This window comes from Kribbella sp. NPDC051586 (genome assembly GCF_044453965.1).
GTDB lineage: Bacteria > Actinomycetota > Actinomycetes > Propionibacteriales > Kribbellaceae > Kribbella.
On record NZ_JBITDF010000001.1, the window covers coordinates 1992592 to 2016374 of the forward strand.

At 68.9% G+C, this 23783-nt stretch carries 23 protein-coding genes and 1 riboswitch; of the genes, 10 read left to right on the top strand and 13 right to left on the bottom strand.

Translation table 11 applies throughout. The features are described from left to right. Positions 1-9: 9 nt before the first annotated feature. The 4 genes from ACIA58_RS09875 to ACIA58_RS09890 all read right to left on the bottom strand — a co-directional run bounded on the left by ACIA58_RS09875 (position 10) and on the right by ACIA58_RS09890 (position 4344). Positions 10-1134: a histidine kinase gene (locus ACIA58_RS09875; protein WP_396403184.1), complete on the bottom strand. Its 1125-nt coding sequence runs from the start codon at positions 1132-1134 to the stop codon at positions 10-12. Between the two features lie 17 nt (positions 1135-1151). Then, a complete protein-coding gene (locus ACIA58_RS09880; protein WP_396403185.1) occupies positions 1152-1883 on the bottom strand; it encodes a metallophosphoesterase family protein in 732 nt (243 codons plus the stop codon). 55 nt (positions 1884-1938) lie between these two features. Continuing rightward, positions 1939-2964: a hypothetical protein gene (locus tag ACIA58_RS09885; protein ID WP_396403186.1), complete on the bottom strand. Its 1026-nt coding sequence runs from the start codon at positions 2962-2964 to the stop codon at positions 1939-1941. A 195-nt stretch (positions 2965-3159) separates the two neighbouring features. Beyond that, the gene (locus ACIA58_RS09890) at positions 3160-4344 is read right to left on the bottom strand and encodes a hypothetical protein (protein WP_396403187.1); all 1185 of its coding nucleotides are present in this window, start codon (positions 4342-4344) and stop codon (positions 3160-3162) included. A gap of 168 nt (positions 4345-4512) precedes the next feature. On the opposite strand from ACIA58_RS09890, the gene ACIA58_RS09895 reads away from it, so the two are divergent. After that, the gene (locus tag ACIA58_RS09895; protein WP_396403188.1) at positions 4513-5928 is read left to right on the top strand and encodes a serine/threonine-protein kinase; all 1416 of its coding nucleotides are present in this window, start codon (positions 4513-4515) and stop codon (positions 5926-5928) included. Here the strand turns inward: ACIA58_RS09895 and ACIA58_RS09900 are convergent. Continuing rightward, a complete protein-coding gene (locus ACIA58_RS09900) occupies positions 5925-6860 on the bottom strand; it encodes a hypothetical protein (protein ID WP_396403189.1) in 936 nt (311 codons plus the stop codon). The two genes, ACIA58_RS09895 and ACIA58_RS09900, sit on opposite strands and share 4 nt — an antisense overlap. Before the next feature lie 117 nt (positions 6861-6977). Here ACIA58_RS09900 and ACIA58_RS09905 point away from each other — a divergent pair, with 117 nt between their 5' ends. From ACIA58_RS09905 to ACIA58_RS09920, 4 genes are read left to right on the top strand one after another with little or no spacing between them, the layout of a single operon-like run. Further along, entirely contained in the window at positions 6978-8312 is a 1335-nt protein-coding gene (locus ACIA58_RS09905; RefSeq protein WP_396403190.1) for a dipeptidase, read from the top strand. Positions 8313-8355: 43 nt separating this feature from the next. Next, the gene (locus ACIA58_RS09910; protein WP_396403191.1) at positions 8356-9480 is read left to right on the top strand and encodes an NAD(P) transhydrogenase subunit alpha; all 1125 of its coding nucleotides are present in this window, start codon (positions 8356-8358) and stop codon (positions 9478-9480) included. Continuing rightward, complete coding sequence (locus ACIA58_RS09915; RefSeq protein WP_396403192.1) at positions 9477-9782, top strand: NAD(P) transhydrogenase subunit alpha; 306 nt, start codon at positions 9477-9479, stop codon at positions 9780-9782. Before ACIA58_RS09910 ends, ACIA58_RS09915 begins: the two co-directional genes overlap by 4 nt. Continuing rightward, entirely contained in the window at positions 9779-11149 is a 1371-nt protein-coding gene (locus ACIA58_RS09920; protein ID WP_396403193.1) for an NAD(P)(+) transhydrogenase (Re/Si-specific) subunit beta, read from the top strand. The genes ACIA58_RS09915 and ACIA58_RS09920 overlap by 4 nt, the downstream gene beginning before the upstream one ends. 463 nt (positions 11150-11612) lie before the next feature. On the opposite strand, the gene ACIA58_RS09925 is transcribed toward ACIA58_RS09920, so the two are convergent. Continuing rightward, positions 11613-12593, bottom strand: coding sequence for a LuxR C-terminal-related transcriptional regulator (locus ACIA58_RS09925; RefSeq protein WP_396403194.1), 981 nt, complete (start codon positions 12591-12593; stop codon positions 11613-11615). A gap of 264 nt (positions 12594-12857) precedes the next feature. On the opposite strand from ACIA58_RS09925, the gene purF reads away from it, so the two are divergent. Both purF and purM read left to right on the top strand, forming a co-directional pair. After that, positions 12858-14420 carry an amidophosphoribosyltransferase gene (gene purF / locus ACIA58_RS09930; protein ID WP_396403195.1) on the top strand — a complete coding sequence of 521 codons (1563 nt, stop codon included), beginning with the start codon at positions 12858-12860 and terminating at the stop codon, positions 14418-14420. An 83-nt stretch (positions 14421-14503) separates the two neighbouring features. Then, positions 14504-15577: a phosphoribosylformylglycinamidine cyclo-ligase gene (purM, locus tag ACIA58_RS09935; RefSeq protein ID WP_396403196.1), complete on the top strand. Its 1074-nt coding sequence runs from the start codon at positions 14504-14506 to the stop codon at positions 15575-15577. A 174-nt stretch (positions 15578-15751) separates the two neighbouring features. Here the strand turns inward: purM and ACIA58_RS09940 are convergent, their stop codons facing one another. The 3 genes from ACIA58_RS09940 to ACIA58_RS09950 form a co-directional block, all read right to left on the bottom strand. Further along, positions 15752-15937 (bottom strand): DUF3073 domain-containing protein, encoded by a 186-nt coding sequence (locus ACIA58_RS09940; RefSeq protein ID WP_130387089.1) that lies wholly within the window; start codon positions 15935-15937, stop codon positions 15752-15754. Between the two features lie 204 nt (positions 15938-16141). After that, the gene (locus ACIA58_RS09945; RefSeq protein WP_396403197.1) at positions 16142-16951 is read right to left on the bottom strand and encodes an ABC transporter permease; all 810 of its coding nucleotides are present in this window, start codon (positions 16949-16951) and stop codon (positions 16142-16144) included. Between the two features lie 27 nt (positions 16952-16978). Beyond that, positions 16979-17869 (bottom strand): ABC transporter ATP-binding protein, encoded by an 891-nt coding sequence (locus ACIA58_RS09950; RefSeq protein ID WP_396403198.1) that lies wholly within the window; start codon positions 17867-17869, stop codon positions 16979-16981. A 143-nt stretch (positions 17870-18012) separates the two neighbouring features. On the opposite strand from ACIA58_RS09950, the gene ACIA58_RS09955 reads away from it, so the two are divergent. Then, on the top strand, positions 18013-19224 hold the full coding sequence (locus ACIA58_RS09955) for a sensor histidine kinase (RefSeq protein ID WP_396403199.1): 1212 nt from the start codon (positions 18013-18015) through the stop codon (positions 19222-19224). After that, complete coding sequence (locus tag ACIA58_RS09960; RefSeq protein ID WP_396403200.1) at positions 19221-19877, top strand: response regulator; 657 nt, start codon at positions 19221-19223, stop codon at positions 19875-19877. The genes ACIA58_RS09955 and ACIA58_RS09960 overlap by 4 nt, the downstream gene beginning before the upstream one ends. A 161-nt stretch (positions 19878-20038) precedes the next feature. On the opposite strand, the gene ACIA58_RS09965 is transcribed toward ACIA58_RS09960, so the two are convergent. Together ACIA58_RS09965 and ACIA58_RS09970 are read right to left on the bottom strand one after the other, a co-directional pair. Then, positions 20039-20890, bottom strand: coding sequence for a C40 family peptidase (locus ACIA58_RS09965; protein WP_396403201.1), 852 nt, complete (start codon positions 20888-20890; stop codon positions 20039-20041). Beyond that, a riboswitch (cyclic di-AMP (ydaO/yuaA leader) is annotated at positions 20890-21081 on the bottom strand. It overlaps the preceding gene by 1 nt. A 271-nt stretch (positions 21082-21352) precedes the next feature. Beyond that, positions 21353-22309 carry a pyridoxal-phosphate dependent enzyme gene (locus tag ACIA58_RS09970; protein ID WP_396403202.1) on the bottom strand — a complete coding sequence of 319 codons (957 nt, stop codon included), beginning with the start codon at positions 22307-22309 and terminating at the stop codon, positions 21353-21355. Positions 22310-22410: 101 nt separating this feature from the next. Here ACIA58_RS09970 and ACIA58_RS09975 point away from each other — a divergent pair, with 101 nt between their 5' ends. Continuing rightward, on the top strand, positions 22411-22773 hold the full coding sequence (locus ACIA58_RS09975) for a YciI family protein (RefSeq protein WP_396403203.1): 363 nt from the start codon (positions 22411-22413) through the stop codon (positions 22771-22773). A gap of 62 nt (positions 22774-22835) precedes the next feature. On the opposite strand, the gene ACIA58_RS09980 is transcribed toward ACIA58_RS09975, so the two are convergent. Further along, on the bottom strand, positions 22836-23021 hold the full coding sequence (locus tag ACIA58_RS09980) for a YegP family protein (RefSeq protein WP_396403204.1): 186 nt from the start codon (positions 23019-23021) through the stop codon (positions 22836-22838). An 80-nt stretch (positions 23022-23101) separates the two neighbouring features. Further along, positions 23102-23764: a TetR/AcrR family transcriptional regulator gene (locus ACIA58_RS09985; RefSeq protein WP_396403205.1), complete on the bottom strand. Its 663-nt coding sequence runs from the start codon at positions 23762-23764 to the stop codon at positions 23102-23104. Positions 23765-23783: the final 19 nt, after the last annotated feature.

Below are 23783 nucleotides of genomic sequence, written 5' to 3' on the forward strand. Positions count from 1 at the left end.
GCCCTCACACTAAGGGGACGCGTGCACACCTGAGGAGTATTTGGGGATGCGGAAAGTTACCTTCGTGCCGGCGTCCACGGCGGTCTCCACGACCAGGCCGTACGTGTCGCCGTACACCTGGCGCAGGCGGGCGTCGACGTTGCCGAGGCCGACCGAGTCGGAGCCGGTCTCGCCGGACAGGGCGGCCCGGATCACCTCGGGGTCACTGCCGGCCCCGTCGTCCTCCACGCTGATCTCGGCCTCGTTGATCCGGTCCCGCGCGCGAATGGTGATCGATCCGGCCCCAGCCTCGAGACCGTGCCGTACTGCGTTCTCCACCAGCGGCTGGACGACCAGGAACGGGATGACCACCGGCAGCACCTCTGGGGCGATCTGCAGCGACACCTTGAGCCGATCGCCGAAGCGAGCCTGCTCCAGCACCAGATAGCGCTCCACGTTGCGCAGCTCATCGGCCAGCGTGGTGAACTCGCCACCACGCCGCAGTGCGTACCGGGAGAAGTCAGCGAACTCCAGCAGTAGCTCACGTGCCCGCTCGGGGTCTGTGCGGACGAACGACGCGATAGCGGCCAGAGCGTTGTAGATGAAGTGCGGGCTGATCTGCGCGCGGAGCGCCCGCAACTCGGCCTCCATGGCCCGGGTGCGCTCCTTGTTGAGCTCAGCCAGCTCCACCTGGCCGGACACCCACCGGGCGACCTCCTCGGTCGCTCTGACCAGTGCAGCCGAGGTGTTGTTGCTGTACGCGACCAGTACGGCGACCACGCGCTCTTCGGTGACGATCGGTGCGACCACTGCGGTCCGGACAGGGCACTGCGGATCGCCGCAGGCCACGTCGTGCGCACCTAGTACTGCCGTCCGGCCGGAGCGGAGCGTCGGTGCGGCAAGATCCTTCGCGTCACGACGGTGATTGCTCTCGTACGGTCCGCCGACGCCGTCCCACGCCAGTACGCCGGAGGAGTCGCAGATCGCGATCGCCGCCGTACCCAGGAGGTCCCTGAGGTGGCGGCTCGCTTTGCCTGCCGCTGCGGGAGTCAGGCCCTCGCGCAGGTGCGGGCTGGCCAACGAGGCGGTATGCAGGGTCGCATACGTCGCCTTGTCGGCCGGAGTCCCGAAATGCTTCCGCCGCCGCGCGAACATGCCCTGACGGTAACCGCTCAGCCCTCCGCGCGCGGCCTGAACGCCTCCAGCGCCTCCGTGTCGGAGTACGTGCTCAGGAGGTACTCCGCCACCCACTCCTCACGTCCTGGGTACGTCGACTCGCTGACGATCCGCTCCGCTGCCGCCGTGGCGTCCAGCGCGGATCGACGCAGCTGTACGCCGTCTGCGGTGAGGAGCGCCCAGCTAGGGCCAGGTGCGCCGTACGGCATACCGACGCTGCCCGCGTTCACCACGAGCCGCCGATCGACCTGACGGGCGAACGGCATATGGGTGTGACCGCAGACGACTGTCCTGACGGGGTCGGGCAGTCCGTCGAAGACCTGTGCCCATCGAGAGATCGGACTGTCGACCAGCACCATCTCCTCGTCGTCGCGCGGAGTGGCGTGGCAGAACAGCGCATCCCCGATCGTCACCGTTGTAGGCAGTCCGGCGAGCAGCTCGACCTGGTCCGGCCGCAGCTGCTCCGCAGCCCACGGACTGACCGGATCCGGCGGCTCAGCGTCGTACGTCCCGCGAGCCATCTCCACCAGCTCCCGGTCCGCGTTGCCGCGCACCCACACCGCCCGATCACCTAACGCTGTCAGCAGATCCAGCGTCTCCACAGGCTGCGGCCCGCTGGCGATGTCCCCGGCCAGCACGATCAGGTCAGCCTCCCGAGCGTCGGCCAGCACCGCCTCCAGCGCAGGCAGCACCCCATGGATGTCAGCCAGCACGGCAACCGTCGTCATACCCGCAGTCTGCCCCGAAAACCCTTGCGGTGAAGGGACATCTGCCCAGAGCAGACTACCGGGCGAAGTCGATCTGCTTGGCGGTGACGATCTCGGTTGCCCGTTCGCACGCAGCGGTGTCGAGGGAACAGCGCACCACCGTGCTCTTGGTGTTCGGATCCTGGCCGCCGCCTGCCACGACCGCAACCATCAGAACATGCTGGTCGTCCTCCGCGACGGCCCGGTAGAAGCAGCCGCTCCACTGATGCTCTATGGCGCCACTGCGTGAGTCCAGCGCGGTGATGATGTTGCTGCAGTAGCTGTCGCCGTACGCCGGGGTGGCGATCGCGACGGCGCTGTCGGGCGTGAACGCGGAGATCCGGTAGTCGCAGGTCTTGAAACGCTTCCTGCCGGTGGCGATCTCGACGACTGTGGAGCAGCCGTCGCCCTTGTTGTTCGCGGGTAGCGAGGACGCCAGGCGGCCGTCGCTCGAGACAGCCAGCGTGTCTCCGACGACAGTCTTCACCAGGACGGGCTTGGCTGCGCCCGGTGTCCAGGCGTAGAGCTTCAGAGTTGTCTCAGCGCCCTTGACGGAAGCCTTGTAGTAGACCTTGTCCTTCGCGTACGCGAGCACATAGATGCTCTGGACGTCGGGAAGCTCCACGGATTTCGGTGAGCCGCCAGTCTCCGCGTAGAGCGTCGCGCCGTACGTCTGCTGTCCGACAACCACTGCTGGAGTGGTCGCGTACGCCACGGCGGACTGGTCAGCCGTCCCGGTGAGGGTCATGACGTGCGGAGTACGGCGAACCACTGCTCCGGCAGAGTCGACCTTCACCAACTCGCCGGCCGCGGTCGTTGCGAGCACGCTGGTGCCCAGGCGGGCAACCTCCATGAGGCTTCCGCTGCTGGGGACCTTCAACTCCTTGCCGGCACCGAGCACAGTTCGGTCGAACCGATAGGTCAGGCGTGGATCCCCGCCCTGCGTCAGCCTAGCCGCCTCGAGCGCGACCGGGCCGGTCGGTGCCGACGGAGTGGACTTCGCGGTGGTCGGCGTCAGCCTCGGCGGCGGCGTGAAGGTCGGCGTGGGGGTCGTCGCCGGCATTGCGGTCGGCTTCGGCGACGGAGTCGGTGTGGGGCTGGTTGTGGCACCCAGTGGCGCGGCGTCCAGTGAAGACGCGGACGCTGGTCCCTGCCGGGAGGCCAGAGCCCCACCGATGGCTACAGCGGCCACGGCCGTTACCGCCACGACACCGACCAAGCGGCCCGTGTACGACCGCGCTGGCGGAGTCGTCAACTTTCAGTCCCCGATCAGTAGCGCACCCTTGGCAAGGGGCGTGGCGCGCTCACAGGCGCCGGTAGGAATTGTGCAGCGGATGATCGAAGCCGGCGTCTCTGGGCCGTTGTCCGCAAGCAGCAGCAGGTGCTGGTCGTCCTCAGGGATCCACTGCCGGAAGACGCCGGACCACTCGTGCAGCAGTGTGCCCTTCTTCGCGTCCAGCACAGCTGCGATGCCGTTGCCGTACCCGTCCTGGTAGATCGGACCGGCGATCGCGGTGGCGCCGTTCGGGGTGAAGCCGACGATCTGGTAGTCGCAGGTGCGCCACAGTCGTGTGCCGGCCGGGACCGTGAGCATGCTGCTGCAGCCGTTCTGGTCGGACAGCATGGTCAGCGAGCCCGCCGTACCGACGCTGGACACGGCCATCGCCCTCGGGACCGAGTCGAGAGTGATGATCTTCGACTCGGCAGGGGTCCACACGTGCAGTGTGGAGTCACCGGCCTGAGTAGACGATGCGTCGAAGTAGACCTTGCCGTCGAGGTAGGCCAGCAGTGTTGTGTTCCAGATGTCCGGCACAGTGATCTTCTTGGCGCCACTCTGGCCCCGGGCCTGCTCCGCGTAGAGCGTCGCGCCGGCCGTCGATTCACCGGAGTCCTTCTGCGGTGAGCCGACGTACGCCGCCCCGAGGCCGTCGTCGGTGGTGATGATCTGGGTGATTTCCGGGGTCCGCGCGGTGACCTTGCCGGCGGTGTCGATGGTCAGCATCTCGGTGCCGTAGCCCTTGGTGACGACGGCGAGGCCCGACGAGCCGAGCCGGGCGACCGACTGGATCTGGGCGGTGCCCGGGACCTTGATGTCGTTACCGGCGCCACCGCGGATCGTCCGGCCGGTCAGGTACGCGATCTGCGGCGCCCTGCCGGTGGGGAGCTTGGTCAGGTCGATCTTCGTCTTCACCTGGCTGGTGGACGCCGGAGTGCGGACCGGAGTCGACGACTTGGACACCGTCGGGGTCGGCTTGGCCGACGTCGGGCTGCTGGTGACGGGCGACGGGCTGCTCGTGACGGGCGACGGGGAGCTGGACAGGGGAGCTGCCTCGGCCGCGGCGGTCTCGGGGCCCTGGCGGTACGCGAGAGCTCCGCCGCCGGCGATGGCGGCGACGGCGACAGCTGCGACGAGGCCGACCAAGCGGCCGTTCTGCACTCGCATGGCGATCTCCTAACCTGACGAACATGGTCATGGCACGGCTGGTGAGGACCGTGCGGCGGACCACGGCCGAGGGGCTCAGGGCCCGCTGTCGGGAGATATGACGTCGGGAAACACCGCTTTGTTCACTCCAGCGAACGGGTCGCACGACGGATCGAGCATAATTGCGCCATGGACCAGCCACCCAGGATCGGCCGGTACTCCCTGGTCCGCCGGGTGGGTGCCGGAGGTTTCGCGACCGTTTGGCTGGCCCGCGACGAGCAGTTGGACGCCGAGGTCGCGGTCAAGATCCTGTCCGAGAACTGGGTCGAGGACGAGGACGTCCGCCGTCGGTTCCTGGCCGAGGGCCGGTTCCTGCGCAAGGTCGACTCGCTGTACGTCGTCGGCGTACACGACATCGGCGAGGCCGACGACGGGCGGCCGTTCATGGTCCTCACCTACGCCGACGGCGGCACGCTCGCGGAGCGGATCAAGGCCGGTCCGCTCGAGTTCGGCGAGGCGGTCCGGATCATCACGCAGGTCGGCCGCGGCCTGAAGCACCTGCACGCACGCGGCGTACTGCACCGGGACGTGAAGCCGGCCAACGTGCTCTTCCGCACCGACTCCGCTGCCGGTGACCGCGCCATGCTGTCCGACCTCGGACTGGGCAAGTCGCTGGCCGAGGTCTCACGCATCACGATGCCTGGCGGCACCCCGGCGTACGTCGCTCCGGAGCAGGTGATGGGCGACCGGCTGGACCACCGAGCAGACCTGTACTCACTGGGCGCGGTCGCGTACGCCGCCTTCACCGGGCAGGCGCCGCATGGCGTGGTCAGCCTCGGCGCGGTGATGCAGATCGACAAGCCGCCGCCATCGATGACCACCCTGCGCGAAGACGTGCCGGACGCGATCGACGTCGTCGTACGGCGTGCTCTGGAGCCTGACCGCGACCAGCGCTGGCCTGACCTCGACAGCTTCCTCAATGCGCTCCGAGAAGCGCACACGACGGGCAAGGTGCCGGCCGGGCTGGTTCCGGCCGCGGAGATGCCCACACCGGTCGCCGCGTCCGCTCCCGTCGACCAGGCGACCGCGCTGGCCAGCTCCAACGAGCCGACTGTCGCTGCGAAGCCGAAGCGTCGCCGGCGGGTTGCGGTCATCACCGCGCTCGCTGCTGTTGTCCTGGCAGCTGGTGGCGGCTACGGCGGGTACGAGTACGTCCTGACCCGCCCGATCAAGGTGGTGGACAAGCCGCTGTCGGTAGAGGTGCCACGTTCCTGGAAGCAGAAGGCTGTCGACTCCACGCCGGCGCTCGTGGTGAGCACCAAGACGTCGGCGTGGCAGACCGACCCGAAGGTCGAGGGCGTCTTCGTCGGACTGGTGGGCGCGACCAAGTTGCCGACCAGCGGCACCGCACCCGCCGGCTGTACTACGGGTCCGACCAACTCTGCGCAGTCGACGGTCACGTTCCAGTACACCTGCGGCGCCGATCCGGCCGTGGTCGAGCAGTACCGGGTGGTGAACGGGAACACGCTGCTCCGGGTCCAGGTGCGGGCCACCGACGAGAAGACCCGGACCAGCGTGCTCGACTCCGCGACGTACCTGCCTTAAGGCACCAGCGACGTCAGTGACGAGATGGATGCCTTGTGCATGCGGGGGATGACGTTCAGCGTGGCCGGGTCCGACGCGTACAGGTACGACCCGGACTCGTAGACGACGTACGCGGTCCCGTTGTACTCCGTGATGCCCTCGGTCATGCTCGGGGCGCGGAAGCAGCTCAGTGCGGCGGCGTCCAGGTCCTTCTGGCCGCGCTTCACCACGTAGATGTTGCTGCGGTTCCCACGACCGTACGACGTGGTGTAGATGAAGTGGTTCGCCGTGACGGTCAGCCCCTGCGTCTTGGTCGGGATCTCCCACGCACCGGACTGAGTGGTCAGCGTGCCGTCGTCCGCGATCTTGTACTCGTACATGGTCCCGCGACCGGTGTCGTTGAACGTCCCGGAGAACAGCGAGTCGCCGTAGCTCCCGATGAACGACGACCCGGCCACGTCCCGCGCAGTACCGACCTGTCCGAGGTACGGCGTACCAGCTGCCTTCAGTGCGTCGCGTAACTCGGTCAGCCGGTACTTGCGGATGCTGCTGCCCTGACCGGACACGAACGCCCAGCCCTTGCTCACTGCGATCCCACCGACGTGGGACTCGGCGATCGCGACCACCCCGACCGTGGAGCCGGTCGACGGGTCGATGCCGTAGATCTCGGAGTCGGCGCCTGCGCGGTACGCCGCGACGAGGAGCAGGTTCTTACCGGAGCCGTCCCAGTTGTACCAAGTGCCGGCCCCTTGTGGGGTGTACGTGCTCAGGTTCGGGATGCTCGCGCTGTTGCTGAACCGGGCGTCGTACTTCTTCGATGCGGACGGTCCGTCGTAGAACGTGGAGCCGCCGGTGGTGGCGGTGTCGCAGCTGATCGCGGCGGTGGCCGGCAGGGCAGCGGTGAGGGCGGTCGCTGTCGTGATGAGGGCGGTCGAGATGGCGAGAAAGCGCACGATGACCTCCGGAGGTTGGGCGGAAACCTACGAGATCTTCAGAGTAAATCGGCAGTGAGTAACGAGCCAGGGCTCACCGGGCGGCAGATCGGCGAACGGACGCCGTACGGTTGTCGCATGACCGATCTGTCCGCGGCGATCGACCGCGTTCTGCCCAGCGTCCGTGCCGACCTCGAGGACCTCATCCGGATCCCGTCGGTCAGTTACGAGCCGGCCCGCGCGGCCGACGTCCAGCGGTCCGCCGAGGCGACCGCCGCGTTGTTCGAGGCCGAGGGCTTCACGGTGAAGATCGTCCGCGCCGGCGACGGCGCCCCGGCGGTCATCGCGAAGAAGCCGGCCCCGGCCGGGAAGCCGACCGTCCTGCTGTACGCGCACCACGACGTCCAGCCGACCGGACCGGTCGAGCAGTGGACGTCGGACCCGTTCGAGCCGACCGAGCGCGACGACCGGCTGTACGGGCGGGGCGCCGCCGACGACAAGGCCGGGATCGCCGCGCACCTCGCCGCCGTACGGGCCTTCGGCAACGATCTGCCGGTGGGCGTGACCGTGTTCGTCGAGGGCGAGGAGGAGATCGGCTCGCCGACCCTGCTGCAGCTGCTGGAGGAGTACTCCGACGAGCTCGCCGCGGACGCGATCGTCATCGCGGACTCCGGCAACTGGGAAATCGGTCGGCCGGCACTGACGGTCTCACTGCGCGGGCTGGTCGAGTCGTACGTCGAGGTTCGCACCCTCGAGCACGCTGTGCACTCTGGTCTGTTCGGTGGGCCCATCCCGGACGCGCTGTCCGCACTGTGTCGTTTGCTGGCCACGCTGCACGACGACAAGGGCGATGTGGCTGTTGACGGGCTGCATGCGTCGCGGGCGGCCGACGTGGACTACGGAGAGGCCCGGCTGCGTGCGGAGTCGTCCGTCCTCGACTCTGTTCGCCTGACTGGCACCGGCTCGTTGGTGGACCGGCTGTGGACCCGGCCGTCGATCTCCGTGGTCGGCATCGACGCGCCGTCGGTGGCTGAGGCCAGCAACACGCTCATTCCGGTCGCACGGGCGAAGGTGAGCCTGCGGGTGGCCCCTGGTGACGATGCGGTGAAGGCCAGTGCCGCGCTGGCCGAGCACCTGGAGCGCAACGCGCCCTGGGGTGCACAGGTGACGGTGACGGAGGGCCAGACCGGCCAGCCGTGCAGCGTGAACGCCCGGGGTGCCGGGTACGAAGCGGCCCGGTCGGCGTTCAGGACTGCCTGGGGTGTCGACCCGATCGACATGGGGATGGGCGGCTCGATCCCGTTCATCGCGGAGTTCCAGCAGACCTTCCCGGAGGCCGCGATCCTGGTCACCGGCGTCGAGGACCCGGACACCCGCGCCCACGGAATCGACGAGGGCCTCCACCTCGCCGAGTTCTCGAAGGTATGCCTGGCAGAAGCGTTATTGCTTCAGAACCTGGCGAACCAAGCGTGAGCGGGCTTTCCGGCGACCCAGTGTTTGGCATAGGTTTCGGCGAGTGAAGATCGCAGTCGTACGGGAGACCAGACCGGCCGAGCGCCGGGTCGCCCTGGTGCCGGAGCAAGTCGCGAAACTGATCGAGCTCGGTTACGAGGTCGCGGTCGAGCCGGCCGCCGGTGAGCGCGCGCTGTTCTCCGACGACCAGTACCGCGACGCCGGCGCCGAAGTGGCCTGGGGTGCGGACCACGCGGCCACGATCGTGGCGTCGGTCCAGCCACTCGAGCGCGAGCGCCTGCAGCGGCTGCACGCCGGTACGGCGCTGATGTCGTTCCTGCCGACCAACCCGCCGGATGTCGTCCGTACGGCGATGCGGGCGAAGCTGACCGCGTTCGCGATGGAGCTGATCCCGCGGATCTCCCGGGCCCAGTCGATGGACGCGCTGTCCTCGCAGGCGCTGGTCGCCGGCTATCGGGCCGCGATCGTCGCAGCCGAGCGGCTCCCGCGCTTCTTCCCACTGAACATGACCGCGGCCGGCACCGTTCCGCCGGCCCAGGTCGTCGTCCTCGGCGCCGGGGTGGCCGGTCTGCAGGCGATCGCCACCGCCAAGCGTCTCGGCGCAGTGGTCAAGGCGTACGACGTTCGCACCGCGGCCGCCGAGGAGATCGCCTCGATGGGCGCCGTACCGATCGAGCTCGAGCTGGGCACGCTGGACGGCCCGGGCGGCTACGCACGCGAGATGACGCCGGAACGCGCGCAACTCCAGCGAGAACTGCTCACGCCGTACATCGCGGCAGCGGATGCGCTGATCACCACGGCCGCCGTGCCGGGCCGGACTGCCCCGCTCCTGGTGACGCGGTCGATGGTCGAGCAGATGAAGCCGGGATCGGTTGTCGTCGACCTGGCGTCCGAGCAGGGTGGCAACGTCGAGGGATCCGTCGCCGGGACCGAGCTGACCATCGGGGACGCGCTGGTCTGGGGCGGCGCCAACGTGCCTTCGCAGATGGCCGGACCGGCGTCGCGGCTCTACGGTCAGAACATCGCGAACCTGATCCGCCTGATGACCCGGAACGCGGCCTTCAACCCCGACTTCGACGACGAGATCGTCCGCGGCTGCTGCGTCACCCACGACGGCAGCGTGTTGCACGAGCCCACCCGGCAGCTCCTGGAAGGACCCGTCCAGTGACGGAATCTATCGCGCTACTCACGATCTTCGTGCTGGCGGCGTTCGTCGGGGTCGAGGTGATCAGCAAGGTCTCCTCGACCCTGCACACGCCGCTGATGTCCGGCGCGAACGCGATCCACGGCGTCATCCTGGTCGGCGCCATCATCGTCACCGGCGCGGCCGACTCCGTGGTCGTGGTGATCGTCGGGCTGCTGGCCGTCGTACTCGCGACCGTGAACATGGTCGGCGGGTTCGTGGTCACGGACCGGATGCTGGAGATGTTCAAAGGTCCGGGGGCTCGTAAGAAGGAGCTGCACAAGTGATCCCCACCTGGGCCCAGATCGGCTATCTGGTCTCCGCGGTCTGCTTCATCGTCGCGCTGAAGGCACTCTCGTCGCCACGCAGCGCCCGGACCGGCAACCTGATCGGCGCCGCGGGCGCGGTGCTCGCGGTCCTGATCACGTTCGCGGCGTACAAGCCGGACCACCTGGCGCCGATCCTGATCGCCCTGATCATCGGCACCATCGGCGGTGTGGTCGGGTCGCGGCGGGTCCAGATGACCCAGATGCCGCAGCTCGTTGCCCTGTTCAACGGTGTCGGCGGCGGCGCGGCCGCACTCGTCGCGCTGCTCGAGCTCGACGAGGTCTCCTCCGATGCGACCGTGGCCGCGATCGCCTCGGCGTTCACGATCCTGGTCGGGGCGGTGAGCTTCTCCGGATCGGTGGTGACGTTCACCAAGCTGCAGGAGCTGATGACGACGCGGCCGGTGACGTTCCCGGGGCTGCCGGTGCTGTTCATCGCGTCGATCCTCGGCGGGGTCGCGCTGGCCGTCTGGCTGGTGTCGGATCCGCGGGTGTGGGTCGGCGTACTGCTCTGCCTCGTGGGCCTCGCGATCGGGGTGATGCTGGTGCTGCCGGTGGGCGGCGCCGACGTACCGATCGTGATCTCGTTGCTGAACGCATTCACCGGTCTGACGGTGGCCGCGAGCGGATACGTCCTCGGCAACACGCTCCTGCTGGTCGCGGGCACGCTCGTCGGCGCTGCCGGTACGTTGCTGACCAAGCTGATGGCGGACGCGATGGGGCGGTCCGTGTTCAACATCCTCTTCGGCGCGATCCGTGGCGGGTCGACCCTCGGTGCCGGTACGGCGTCGGAGCGGCCGGTGATCTCGGGCGGGCCGGAGGACGTCGCGATCCTGCTCGGGTACGCGAACAAGGTCATCATCGTGCCCGGCTACGGCCTCGCGGTCGCCCAGGCGCAGCACATCCTGCGTGACCTGGTCGAGGAGCTGCAGTCCCGCGGCGTGAAGGTCGACTACGCGATCCACCCGGTCGCGGGCCGGATGCCCGGTCACATGAACGTCCTGCTCGCCGAGGCCCAGGTCCCGTACGACCAGCTCCGCGAGATGGACGACATCAACGGCGACTTCAAGTCCACGGATGTCGTCCTGATCGTCGGCGCGAACGACGTCGTGAACCCCGCCGCCCGCAACACCCCGTCGGCCCCCATCTACGGCATGCCGATCCTGAACGCCGACGAGGCCCAGCGAGTCATCTTCCTCAAACGCTCCATGCGCCCCGGCTTCGCCGGCATCGAGAACGAACTCCTCTACGACCCCCGGACAACCCTCCTCTTCGGCGACGCCCGGGACTCCCTCACGAAGCTCCTGGCGGCATTGAAGACGGTCTGACCCCGGGAAAACGTTGTCATGTGAAAAGCCGGGTACTAAACCACACCACAACCTTTCCGCGCAAGCATCTGACACCTTCCTGCCCGAAATTCACCGCGGCCAGTCAAGGCCGGTAAGAAGATGCGCACGCCCTGGCCGCCCCGGTCAACGATCTACACCGGTCACCCGCTCCCGTTGCCCCGATCCGCCCCTCTGTTTGACATCCCGACGACAGGCCGGGGTGGCGCACCCGTTTCCGAGCCTGAGGCTGGGGCTAACCCAACCATCCGAGGGCGGACTTGAGGGATCAATGGATTGGCGTTCCACGCATGGTTGGGACAGAGGAATGTCTGCTAAATCGCTGGGACCCCGGTCCTGATTTTCCGGATTTCCTCGCGGCAATTCCCGGACGAATTATGCCGAGTGGAAATGGTGCATTCTCGGATAAGCGCGATCGCGGCCGTGCAGTCTGAGTCCGAGCCCGTCAGACCCAGCCGCGCTTGGCTGCGGCCACGCCGAGCTCGAAGCGGCTGGCGGCGTCGAGGCGCTCCGAGAGGGTGGCGGTGATGCGGCGCGCGGTGCGGAGGGAGATGCCGAGCAGGCGCGCGACCTGCTCGTCCTTCGCCCCGCCGGCGAGGAGGCGGAGTACCTCTGCCTCGTGGGGGGTGAGCGGGTTGTCGTCGCGGTCGTCGGGGTCGAACATCTCGCTCGCGCGGGACCAGTAGGCGTCGAAAAGCGCGACCGCGAGTGCGACGACGGCTTGGGTGCGGTGGATCACCGCGCCATCGGTCGGGCTCTGCGGATCCATCGGTATGATCGCCAGCTCCTGGTCCAGGATGAGGAGCCGCATCGGAAGGGTCGGTGTGGCGCGTACCTCACCTCCGAGCCGATGCATCGTCGCGGCGTACTCCTGCGCCTGCTTCGACGCGACCATGCTCTGGAGGTAGACGGTCCTCATCCGGATACCGCGCTCGAGCAGGGCGAAGTCCGGCGACTTGTATGCCTGCGGGAGTGAGTCGTCGAAGTGCGCCGGGATCAACCCCCAGAACGACTCCCTCGCCTTCAGGGCGAGCTCCTCGATCCGGCGCGACGCGTTGGCGCGGCCCTTGAGCACCTCGACATCGCCGGTGCTCCGGGATGTCAGGAGCTCGTTGTACTGCTCCGCGATCACCTCAGCGGATACCTCCGCCGCCTGCAGCTCGCCGAGCATCTTGTTGAGCTCGGTCCGCCGCCGCTCGGCGAGACCGGTGAGGCCGACACGCGGATGGACCGCGTGCTCCCCCTCAGGGTTGGTCCAGGTCGGCACCAGAAGTTCCAGCTTGCGAAGGTCGTTCATCAGGTCATGAACGTCGCTCAGCGGGCGATTTACTAGCGCGGCAATCTGCTCCGGCGTACTGTCTGGGTGGCTCAGAAGGGCGTGATAGACCGCAAAGGTGGCTTCGTCCACCCCCAGCGGCTCGAGCACGATCCTTCTCCTCCAGAACTTGTCGGAACCGACCATATACAGACAGCGTCGACAAAGAGCACACAATAGATGGTTCTGGATTATTTCGAAGGGACGAGTCGTGATCAAGAAGTTGCTGACGGTAGTCGGTGTTGCGCTGCTTCTGGCCATCGCCAGCCCGCTGAGCGCGTCGGCCGGCAGCGGCAGCGAGCCGGCATGCCCGATCACCGTCTGCTGGTGAAGCCGGCGGCAGCGACACACTTCGGCGTCCCGTAGACTGTCGGCGTGGCTCGTGGCGATGGTCGGCTTACTCATGGACTCGACCCGCAGGATCTGGGTCCGCAGGATGCTTGTGGAGTGTTCGGGGTGTGGGCGCCTGGTGAAGAGGTTGCCAAGCTCACCTACTTCGGGCTCTACGCCTTGCAGCACCGGGGGCAGGAGTCGGCGGGGATCGCGGTCAGCAACGGGTCGCAGATTCTGGTCTACAAGGACATGGGGCTGGTCAGCCAGGCCTTCGACGAGGCGACCCTGGCGTCGCTCAGAGGGCACATCGCGATCGGCCACTGCCGGTACTCGACCACTGGTTCCAGTGTGTGGGCCAACGCGCAGCCGACGTTCCGGTCCACGGCGACCGGTTCGATAGCGCTCGGCCACAACGGCAACCTGACCAACACCAGCGAGCTCGCCGCCAGCCTTAACGGCGAGGGCGACCTGGACCTCGGTCTCGACGCGGACGTCGACCACGCCAAGGCGAACGCGAAGCACGGCGCGTCGAGCGACACCGACATCCTCACCTCGATGCTCGCGGGGTATCCGGACCTCACCATCGAGCAGGCCGCCGCCAAGATCCTCCCGAAGGTCAAGGGCGCGTACAGCCTGATCTTCATGGACGAGAACACCCTGTACGGCGCCCGCGACCCGCAGGGCATCCGCCCGCTGGTCCTCGGCCGGCTCGAGCGCGGCTGGGTGATCGCCAGCGAGACCGCCGCCCTCGACATCGTCGGCGCCTCCTTCATCCGCGAGGTCGAGCCGGGCGAGATCGTCGCGATCGACGCCGAAGGGCTCCGGTCGACCCGGTTCGCGGAGCAGGACCCGAAGGGCTGCCTGTTCGAGTTCGTGTACCTGGCCCGGCCGGACACCCAGATCTCCGGCCAGCGGATCTACTCGACCCGGGTCGAGATCGGCCGCAAGCTCGCCAAGGAGCACCCGGCCGACGCCGACCTCGTCATCGCGACCCCCGAGTCCGGCACGCCGGGCGCGATCGGGTACGCCGAGGAGTCCGGCATCCCGTACGGTTCCGGCCTGGTCAAGAACGCGTACGTCGGCCGCACGTTCATCCAGCCGAGCCAGACGATCCGCCAGCTCGGCATCCGCCTGAAGCTGAACCCGCTACGCGAGGTGATCGAGGGCAAGCGCCTGGTCGTGGTCGACGACACGATCGTCCGCGGCAACACCCAGCGCGCCGTCATCCGGATGCTGCGCGAGGCCGGCGCCAAGGAGATCCACGTCCGGATCACCGCGCCGCCGGTGAAGTGGCCGTGCTTCTACGGCATCGACTTCGCCAGCCGGGCCGAGCTGATCGCCAACGGGCTGAACACCGAGGAGATCTGCCGCTCGCTCGGCGCCGACTCGCTCGGGTACATCAGCCTGGACAACCTGGTCGAGGCGACGACGGTGCCGAAGGACCGGCTCTGCCGGGCCTGCTTCGACGGCGTCTACCCGGTCGCCCTGCCCGACCCGGAGCACCTCGGCAAGCACCTGCTCGAGCTGCCGGTGAGCACCGACGCCGACGGTCTGGCCACGGTCGCCGGCGGTGGCGGCGCGGCCGACGCCCTGAGCCGTCCGTGATGCCGACCCGCCCGTAATCCAGTCCCCCGGGAAGACGGCGGTACGCCGGACGCCCGGAGTACCGCCGTACCGAGGAGAAGAACGTGAGCGAAGGCGCGAGCTACGCGTCCGCCGGGGTCGACATCGAGGCCGGTGACCGCGCCGTCGAGCTGATGAAGGAGTGGGTGGCGAAGGCGACCCGCCCCGAGGTGGTCGGAGGGCTCGGCGGATTCGCCGGGCTGTTCGACGCGACCGCCCTGACGTCGTACCGGCGGCCGCTGCTGGCGACCTCGACGGACGGGATCGGGACCAAGGTCGCGATCGCGCAGAAGCTGGACAAGCACGACACGATCGGGTTCGACCTGGTCGGCATGGTCGTCGACGACCTGGTCGTGTGCGGCGCGGAGCCGCTGTTCATGACCGACTACATCTGCACCGGCAAGGTCGTCCCGGAGACGATCGCGCAGATCGTCAAGGGCATCGCCGAGGCGTGTGTCGAGACCGGTACTGCGCTGGTCGGCGGCGAGACCGCGGAGCACCCGGGGCTGCTCGAGCCGGACGAGTACGACGTGGCGGGTGCGGCGACCGGAGTGGTCGAGGCGGACGAGGTGCTCGGCGCGGAGCGGGTGCGCGCAGGGGACGTCGTACTGGCGATGGCGTCCTCGGGACTGCACTCGAACGGGTACAGCCTGGTCCGGCACGTGTTCTTCGAGCGCGCCAAGTGGACCCTTGACCGTGAGGTGCCGGAGCTCGGTACGACGCTGGGCGAGGTGCTGCTCACGCCGACGCGGGTCTACGCCAAGCACTGCCTCGAGCTGATCCAGGAGCTGAACGACGGGGACGAGCGGCCGCTGCACGCGATGTCGCACGTCACCGGTGGCGGCTTCGCGGCGAACCTGGCGCGCGTCATCCCCGATGAGCTGTCGGTCCGGATCGACCGGTCGACGTGGACGCCGGCGCCGATCTTCGGGCTCGTCGGCCTGCTGGGCGACGTGGCGCTGCCCGAGCTGGAGAAGACGCTGAACATGGGCGCCGGCATGGTCGCGGTACTCGACCCGTCGGCCGCCGACGCGGCGATCCAGGCGCTGGCCGCGCGTGACATCCCCGCGTGGGTGTGCGGCGAAGTCACCGCGGCTCCCGGCGGCACCGTCACCCTCGAAGGCGCATACGCCAAGTAGGCCTGCATCCAGCACCACCTGGGAGCGGCTCTGGAACGAGCTGTCCGACGCCTCGGGCAGCTACGACCGCTGATCCGCCACAGGTGGTGCTGGTGTGGTGGTTCTCGTCGGACGCACGGTGAACTGCTCAGGCACCCGGAGGGGCGCTGAGCAGCTCAGCCGGGCTGATGTTGCTTACCGACGGGGGTGGTAGTCGTCGGCGTCGTCTCCGTCGCCGTCGTTCTCGCCGTTCGCAGAACGGTCGCCACCCTGGTCACCGGACAGCTCACGCTTGAGCTGGTCCAAGTCGGTGTCCCAGGTGCGGTACTTCAGGTCGCGTGCGACCTTCGTCTGCTTGGCCTTTGCACGGCCGCGCCCCATAGCGTCGACCCCCTCGCACAAGTCAACCGGGTACGCTGCGTGGCGCCCACGGATCAGTCGTCAGTAATCGTGGTTCAAGGATACCCGGAGCGGAGGATCGACACACGCACCGCCCCCGGCCCGGACCCCGGAGAGGTCCGATCACAGCATCGGCGGGGCGGCCCGGTCCCCTCGAACCGGCCCGCCCCGCCGCGTCCGACCTGGTTACTTGACCTCTCGACGTGAGCTTGCCCACAGTCCGACGATGGTCGGCAGGACGATCCAGACCCCCACGGCGGTGAGTGTCTCCGGCAGCATCCCGTGCAGGTCGCGCTCCGCGATCCGGCCGAGTGCGCCGAACACGTCCAGGTAGTTCGCGTTGTCCTTGAACAGCGCCGGCCCGGCCAGCGACCAGGCGGTCGGCGCGATGAAGAACGCCAGGATCGCGACCGCCGTCTGCGGGATCACCGCACCGAACGCGGCACCCATGACGACGTTCAGCCCCATGGTCAGGTAGGCGCCGGCGAGCTGCCCGCCCAGTCCGGCGTACGACGCCGCGTGGTCGGTGACTCCGCCCGCGAGCGCGGTGCTGGCGAGCGCCAGCGCGACGACTCCGGTCATCACGACCGCGCTCAGCACCACAGCGGACACGAACTTCGCCAGCTGCACCCGGACCCGGCGCGGCGACAGCGTGAACGTGGTCAGGGCGGTCCGCTGCGTCCACTCCGACGTCATCGCCATCACGCCGATCACTGGCAGCAACAGCATCGCCCCGGTAGAGCCGGCGCCCAGGAAGCCGTCGAATCCGGCGTTCCCGGCAGGCAGGTGGGTGAACTGCCAGGCCATGGCGGCCAGTGCGATCAGCAGGATCGCGGCGATCAGGACCCGGCCGCTGCGGGTGTTCACGGACTTGCGTAGTTCGATCGCGACTAGTTTCAGGAACGACTGGCCGCGAGCCGGTGGCAGTGCGGTCGCCACCTCGGCCCGGTGCTTGGCCGGCGCGGTGGTCGGGACATCTTCGGTGATGGTGGTCATAGCGATGAGCTCCAGAAGTAGGTGTGATCAGGCGGCCACGGCGGCGGGCGCAGCGGTCAGCTGGAAGAACAGGTCCTCCAGGCCGGCGCCGTCGCTCTGGCGGAGTTCGAGCAGGATCTGACCGGCAGCGGCGGCGGCCCGCCCGACCTGCTCGGCGGTGGCGTCGACGCGCAGCGAACCGTCGGCGAGCGGCTCGAGGTCCAGGCCGGCCGCGGTCAGGGCCTCGTTCAGGCCGATCGGGTCGAGGCCGCGGACCAGAGTGCCGGTCCCGGCCAGCAGCTCGTCCAGCGAGCCGTTGGCGACGATCCGGCCGCCGCCGATGACGACCAGCCGGTCGACCGTGGCCTGCACCTCACCGAGGAGGTGACTGGACAGGATGACCGTGCCGCCACGGGCCGCGAAGTCCTGAAGCAGCCCGCGCATCCACCGGATGCCCTCCGGGTCCATCCCGTTGGCGGGCTCGTCGAGGATCAGTACGGCGGGGTCGCCGAGCAGTGCGCTCGCGATACCGAGCCGCTGGCGCATGCCGAGCGAGTACTGACCGACGCGGCGCTTCGCGGCGTGGCTGAGACCGACCGCCTCGAGCATCTCGTCGGTGCGCGCCTTCGGTACGCCGAGGAGGCTGGCGTTCAGCAGCAGGGTCTCGCGGCCGGTCCGGCCCGGATGCTGCGCGGCGGCGTCGAGCATGACTCCGACGACCCGGCCCGGGTTCGGCAGGTCGGCGTACCGCTTGCCGGTGATGGTGGCGGCCCCGGAGGTCGGCGGGGTGAGGCCGGTGAGCATCCGCAGCGTGGTGGACTTGCCGGCGCCGTTCGGGCCGAGGAAGCCGGTGATGCTGCCGGGCTGGACGGTGAACGACACGTCCTGGACAGCCGTGGTGCTGCCGTAGCGCTTGGTCAGGTTCTCGACGGTGATCATGACAGCGAGTCAACCGTCCGGACCCCCTCCTCCACATCGGACGAGCGGCTGCGGCCACCCCCTACGAAAGTCGTCCGGGACGACCCCGGAACCCACCCGGAAGGGGGACGTGATGGCGTCGGCCGTCGAACTACAGTGACGGAATGCGACGGTTGCGCCGGTGGTACGCCTGGTGGGTCAGGCATGCCCCGCGCGTGCGCGACTTCCTGTATCTCGGCTTCAGCCTGCTCACGATCGTCGCCCAGGCCGCGTCCGGCGGAGGCAGCTGGGGACCGAAGGACTGGTACGTCCTCGGCGCCGGCATCGTCGCCTCGGTCGCGCTGCTCTGGCGCCGGCGGTTCCCGATCACGGTCACCGCGATCGCCGTCGTCGCGATGCTGACCGGCGGGATCTTCGTCCCGATGGGACTCGCGCTGCTGACGCTGTCGATCCGCCGCCGCGACCTCGCGCTGGTGATCCTCGGACTCGCGTCGTACGCCGCCTACGTCCTGAACACCTGGGGTGGTGGCGAGGGACCGATCTGGGTGCCCGTGTTCACCGGGCCGTTCCTGGTCGGGACCTGGGTCGCGGTCGGTGCGTACGTCGGCGCCCGCCGGGACCTGATGGCCTCGCTGCGGGACCGGGCCGAGCGCGCCGAGGCCGAGCGCGAACTGCGGAGCGAGCAGGCGCGGCTGGGCGAACGCTCCCGGATCGCCCAGGAGATGCACGACGTCCTTGCCCACAAGGTCTCGCTGATCGCGCTGCACGCGGGCGGCCTCGAGGTGAATCCGGGCGTCGGCGCGGACAAGGTCGAAGGATCGGCCCGGCTGATCCGCGAAACGGCGCGGCAGGCGATGGAGGACCTCCGCGAGGTTCTCGGCGTACTGCGGTCCGACGTCAGCGTCGCGGGCGCCGACCTCGCCCCGGTGCCGCAGGCGGCCGATCTGGAGCGGCTCATCGAGGCGTCACGGGATGCTGGGGTGACCGTCGGGTACGACGTTGTGCTGCCGGACGACGTACCGGATTCGGTCGGGCGGACCGTCTATCGGCTGGTGCAGGAATCGCTGACCAATGTGCACAAGCATGCGCGGGGTGCGGCGACCGACGTACGGGTCCATGGCGCTCGGGGTGAGGGCGTGACGGTGAGGGTGACGAACGTGCGGCCGGTGGCCGCTGGTTCACTGCTGCCTGGCGCCGGTGCGGGCCTGGTCGGGCTGCGCGAGCGGGTGCAGCTGGTCGGCGGCCGGCTGACCACCGGGCCGACGACACAAGGCGGTTGGCGGGTCGAAGCCTGGCTGCCGTGGGACGACCCTCGGCCGGAATCCGAGCCTGTGTTCGTGGACACTGCGCTGAATCGCGATGAAGGGGAAGTATGACGCGGCTGCTGATCGTGGACGACGAGGCGCTGGTGCGGGCCGGGCTGAAGATGATCCTCGAGTCGGACGACGAACTCGAGGTGGTCGCCGAGGCCGAGGACGGCGCGGACGCCGCGGCGATGGTGAAGGAGCACCGGCCCGACGTCGTACTGATGGACATCCGGATGCCCCGGCTGGACGGGCTGGCCGCGACGCGCGAGGTGCAGGCGCTGCCGGATCCGCCGAAGATCGTCGTCCTGACGACGTTCGATCTGGACGACTACGTGTTCCGCGCGTTGCAGGCAGGGGCCAGCGGGTTCCTGCTCAAGGACACGCCGCCACGCGAGCTGGTGCAGGCGATCAAGGTCGTCGCGGCCGGCGACGCGATGCTGTCGCCGGCGGTGACCCGACGGCTGATCGGGCATTTCGCCGGGGACCCGCGCACGGACCGCCGGCGGGTGGCGCGCGAGCGGATCAGCAAGCTGACAGAGCGGGAGCGCGAGGTCCTGGTCGAGGTGGGTCGAGGCCTCCAGAACGCCGACATCGGCAGGAAGCTCTTCATGAGCGAGGCCACCGTCAAGGCGCATGTCTCCCGGGCGCTGGTGAAACTCGACGCGACCAACCGCGTCCAGGTCGCGATCCTGGCCTACGAGGCCGGCCTCCTCGACGACTGACGTCCACGACATCAGGTGCGGGAACAGGAAACCGGCCCGGCCGTCGGAGGGGTGGGGGATCGACGGCTCGAGCCGGTTTCAACAGCCAGCGTGCCTGGGGGGATAGGACGCTGACGACCGGTAGGCACCCGATGGGGGGAGGGGCGCCGACCGGTCAGGACTCAGATGCGGCCGAAGGCCACGCTGCTGGTCCAGATCTTCGCCTTGGCGACCGGGCGGCCCGGCTTCGAGGCGTGCCACAGCATGTTCCCGCCGGCGTAGATGCCGACGTGGTACACACCGCCGCCACCGCTGCGGAAGAACACGAGGTCGCCCGGCTTGGCGGCCTTGCGGCTGATGTGCTTGGTCGCGCTGTACTGCTGGCGTGACGTGCGCGGCAGCTTGTGGCCGGCCCTCTTGTAGACGTAGCCGGTGTAGCCCGAGCAGTCGAAGCCGCGGGTGGTCGTGCCGCCGTAGCGGTACGGCGTGCCCTTGAGCTTGGCCGCCTCCCGGAGCACCTTGGCCCGGAAGGTCGTGGTGCCGCTGCTGGCGCCGTGCTTGCCGTAGAGCACCTTGTGCTTGGCGGCCCAGGTCAGCCGTCCCCAGGTGTTCTTGTCCATGTAGCCGGTGGCCTTCAGGCCCCAGGATGCCTGGAACTTCTTCAGCACCCGGACGGTGCTGGTGCCGAAGTAGCCATCCGGCCCCAGGTGCAGGGCGCGCTGGACGTACTTGACGGTCGGGCCGGAGTCACGGAACCGGAGCAACGGCCGGCTCGGGATGCTCGTGTGGCCACGCAGTTGGGCTGCGGTCATGGTGGCCGCCGAGGCGGTCGCCGGGGTGGTGCTGAGGCTGAGGGCGGCTCCACCGCCGACAGCGAGGCCGACCGAGAGGACGGCGGCTGCGGCGCGGGGCGCCGCGGGCTTGCTGGTCCTGCGGTGCTTCGCCAGGGTCCGGCCGGTAGGCCGGTCGGTACTGGGCTCAGCGAGCTGGCTGACGGCGCGCGAAAGCGACGTCCGTCGGGCAGTGACGGGCATGGTTGTCTCCCGACGCCTGTGAAGTTAGCTGTCGGGTTCGGGCTGGGATTCATAGCCCGGTCCGCTCCCGCGGACTTCACCCCAGGGTTTCGACCACTCACGGTCGAGACCCAACTTCCTGGGTCCCCCACCCCTGCCATGGTGTTCGAGGGGAGCACATGGGCCCTGGCAGGGCTCGGCGTTGACCCGTGTGCGGTTCGTGTTGTTTACCGAACCGCCGACGACTGTATAACAGAACGATCACGACGCAAACCCTCAGATCCACAAAGTCCCTCCCGAATGGCGCTGAGGGGGCCTCTGACGGATCAGCAAGCCTGGGTGAACACCAGGTGTCCTGAGCGCATCTGAGCGGGGCGTAGGCGGCGAATGAGCGCTTTGGTGTGACCTCGGTCACAATTCATGGTGGCTATCTGTGACAACGGGCACAGAGGGTGGTCAGGGCACCCTAAAGTTCTTGCGAATTCAGCTATCCCCGAGCAGCTCGCGGAACCGTTCCAGGCCGACGTTCCCGCCTGACAGCACCACTCCGACGCGCTCGGGCAGCCCGTGGATCCGTCCCGCCAGCAATGCGGCCAGCGCGCTCGCCCCGCTCGGCTCCAGCACGATCTTCAGCCGCTCGAACGCGAACGCCATCGCGGCCACGATCTCCTCGTCGCTGACCAGCTCGAACGACTCCACCAGCCGCCGGTTCACCTCGAACGTCAGCTCGCCGGGCGTCGAGATCGCCTGCCCGTCCGCGATCGTCCGCGGTACGGCGATCTCCACCCGCTCGCCCGCGGCCAGGGAGCGGGCATGGTCGTCGCCGGCGGCCGGCTCGACGCCGATCATCCGGATCCCGGGACACATGAGCGCGGCTGCGGTCGCGCAACCGGCCATCAGCCCACCGCCGCCGACCGGGACCAGCAGCGCGCCGAGATGCCCGACCTCCTCGAGCAGCTCGAGCGCCACCGTCCCCTGCCCGGCCATCACGTCGTAGTGGTCGTACGGCGGAATGAGCGTCCGCCCGCGCTCCGTCGCCAGCTCCTGCGCCAGTGCTGCCCGGTCCTGCGTGTACCGGTCGTACGTGACGACCTCGGCGCCGTACCCGCGGGTGGCGGCGACCTTCGTCGGGGGCGCGTCCTCGGGCATCAGGATGACCGCGCTCGTCCCGGCAAGCCGCGCCGCCAGCGCGACCGCCTGCGCATGATTTCCGGACGAGTACGCCGCGACGCCGGCCCGGAGCTGCTCCGCGCCGAGACGGCTGATCGCGTTGTACGCGCCCCGGAACTTGAACGCGCCGATCCGCTGGAGGTTCTCCGCTTTCAGGAACACCTCCGCCCCGACCCGCTCGTCCAGGGTCCGTGACGTCAGGACCGGCGTACGGTGGGCGACCCCGGCGAGGCGCTCGGCGGCGGCCCGCACATCTGTGAGACTCAGCACGATCTGAACTTATCCGCGGGCGATGTCAAAGTGCGCCCGCCCGCTCCGTACTGATGGACGAGAGGCGCCCACTCCAGGGGGCCGCGGGTGAAGGAGAAACCGTGAAGTACCTACTGGTCCTGAATGTCAACCCCGACGTGCTCGCCGCGCTGCCCGAGGAGGAGCAGCAGGCCATCGGCGCCGGGCACCAGAAGTTCATGGACACGATCAAGGCGTCCGGCGAGTTCCACAGCACGGTCGCGCTGCAGCAGCCGGCCCAGTCGGCGGTCGTCACCGTCCGGGGTGGGCTCCCGGCGGTGACCGACGGGCCGTTCGTGGAGTCGAAGGAGTTCCTCGGCGGCTACTACCTGGTCGACGTCGCGTCCCGGGAACGCGCCTGCGAGCTGGCCGCGATGATCCCGGACGCGGCGATCGAGGGCCTCGGCGTCGAGGTCCGCGGGGTCGAGTTCGCGGACGGTCTCTGACCGCTCCGACGCGAAGGGGGTTCTCCACAGACTGTGGAGAACCCCCTTGTTTTGTTGACGTTTCAGTCGGTCTGATCGTCGATGTTCGCGTCTCCGGCGTTCCGCTTGATCGAGTCGATCCCGTTCAGCGCGGAGGCCTTCGTCGTGTAGCTCTCGCTGCTGGTCGCGATCACCTCGCCGTTGCCGGCCTTCAGGCGAAACCGGAACTCGCCGGACTTGTCCTTGTACAGCTCGAACTTCCCCGCCATCGGTGTACCTCCATAGAGAGTGGTATCGCTCCGTTTCGGAGCGTAGTCCTCCCGGGCCCGTGGGTGGGTGAACACACGCCCTAGTCCCGTACGCCGCGGATGCCCGCGACGACGAGGTCGATGCCGATGTCGTAGTACCGCTCTCGCGACTCCGGGCAGATCAGTGCGCCGGCGGCGGAGGTGATCAGCGGGTAGCGCTCGGGGGACAGCGCGCCCAGGGAGGCCCGCTTCCGCCGCAGGGAGGCCTCGCGCGCCTCCGGGTCGTTCACCTCGCGGGCGATCGGGTCGGTGGTCACCAGCGAGATCAGCGAGCAGATCGCCTGCCGCCCGACCTCGGCCGCGTCGTCGACGGCGAAGCCGCCCTTGACCAGGAGCTCCAGGGCCCGCTCGGACAACGCCAGCCCGGGCTCGGCGATCAGGATCCGGCTCAGCGTCAGATCCGCCAGCCGCGGGTGGCCGCGGAGCGCGGTCACGAACGCGGTCAGCACCGCGTGCAGCTGCTTGTCCCACCGCTCGCCGGTCGGCTCCGGCAGTACGACGTCCGCCAGCAGCCGGTCGCCCAGCGCGGCCAGCAGGTCGTCCTTGTCCTTGAAGTGCCGGTACAGCGCCATCGGGGTGACGTCGTGCTGCGCGGCCAGCTTCCGGAACGAGACCGCGGCCGGTCCCTCGTCGTCGGCGATGGCCAGTGCGCTGTCGACGACCTTCTCCGGGTCGAGGCGGCGGGAGGTCTCTTTGGTGATCACGTTGACAAGTCTACACCGT

Excerpts from the sequence above, each read along its gene's own strand:
- ACIA58_RS09875 (WP_396403184.1), bottom strand. The coding sequence starts at position 1,134 with ATGTTCGCGCGGCGGCGGAAGCATTTCGGGACTCCGGCCGACAAGGCG.
- ACIA58_RS09880 (WP_396403185.1), bottom strand. The coding sequence starts at position 1,883 with ATGACGACGGTTGCCGTGCTGGCTGACATCCATGGGGTGCTGCCTGCG.
- ACIA58_RS09885 (WP_396403186.1), bottom strand. The coding sequence starts at position 2,964 with ATGCCGGCGACGACCCCCACGCCGACCTTCACGCCGCCGCCGAGGCTG.
- ACIA58_RS09890 (WP_396403187.1), bottom strand. The coding sequence starts at position 4,344 with ATGCGAGTGCAGAACGGCCGCTTGGTCGGCCTCGTCGCAGCTGTCGCC.
- ACIA58_RS09895 (WP_396403188.1), top strand. The coding sequence starts at position 4,513 with ATGGACCAGCCACCCAGGATCGGCCGGTACTCCCTGGTCCGCCGGGTG.
- ACIA58_RS09905 (WP_396403190.1), top strand. The coding sequence starts at position 6,978 with ATGACCGATCTGTCCGCGGCGATCGACCGCGTTCTGCCCAGCGTCCGT.
- ACIA58_RS09940 (WP_130387089.1), bottom strand. The coding sequence starts at position 15,937 with ATGGGGCGCGGCCGTGCAAAGGCCAAGCAGACGAAGGTCGCACGCGAC.
- ACIA58_RS09945 (WP_396403197.1), bottom strand. The coding sequence starts at position 16,951 with ATGACCACCATCACCGAAGATGTCCCGACCACCGCGCCGGCCAAGCAC.
- ACIA58_RS09950 (WP_396403198.1), bottom strand. The coding sequence starts at position 17,869 with ATGATCACCGTCGAGAACCTGACCAAGCGCTACGGCAGCACCACGGCT.
- ACIA58_RS09955 (WP_396403199.1), top strand. The coding sequence starts at position 18,013 with ATGCGACGGTTGCGCCGGTGGTACGCCTGGTGGGTCAGGCATGCCCCG.
- ACIA58_RS09960 (WP_396403200.1), top strand. The coding sequence starts at position 19,221 with ATGACGCGGCTGCTGATCGTGGACGACGAGGCGCTGGTGCGGGCCGGG.
- ACIA58_RS09965 (WP_396403201.1), bottom strand. The coding sequence starts at position 20,890 with ATGCCCGTCACTGCCCGACGGACGTCGCTTTCGCGCGCCGTCAGCCAG.
- ACIA58_RS09980 (WP_396403204.1), bottom strand. The coding sequence starts at position 23,021 with ATGGCGGGGAAGTTCGAGCTGTACAAGGACAAGTCCGGCGAGTTCCGG.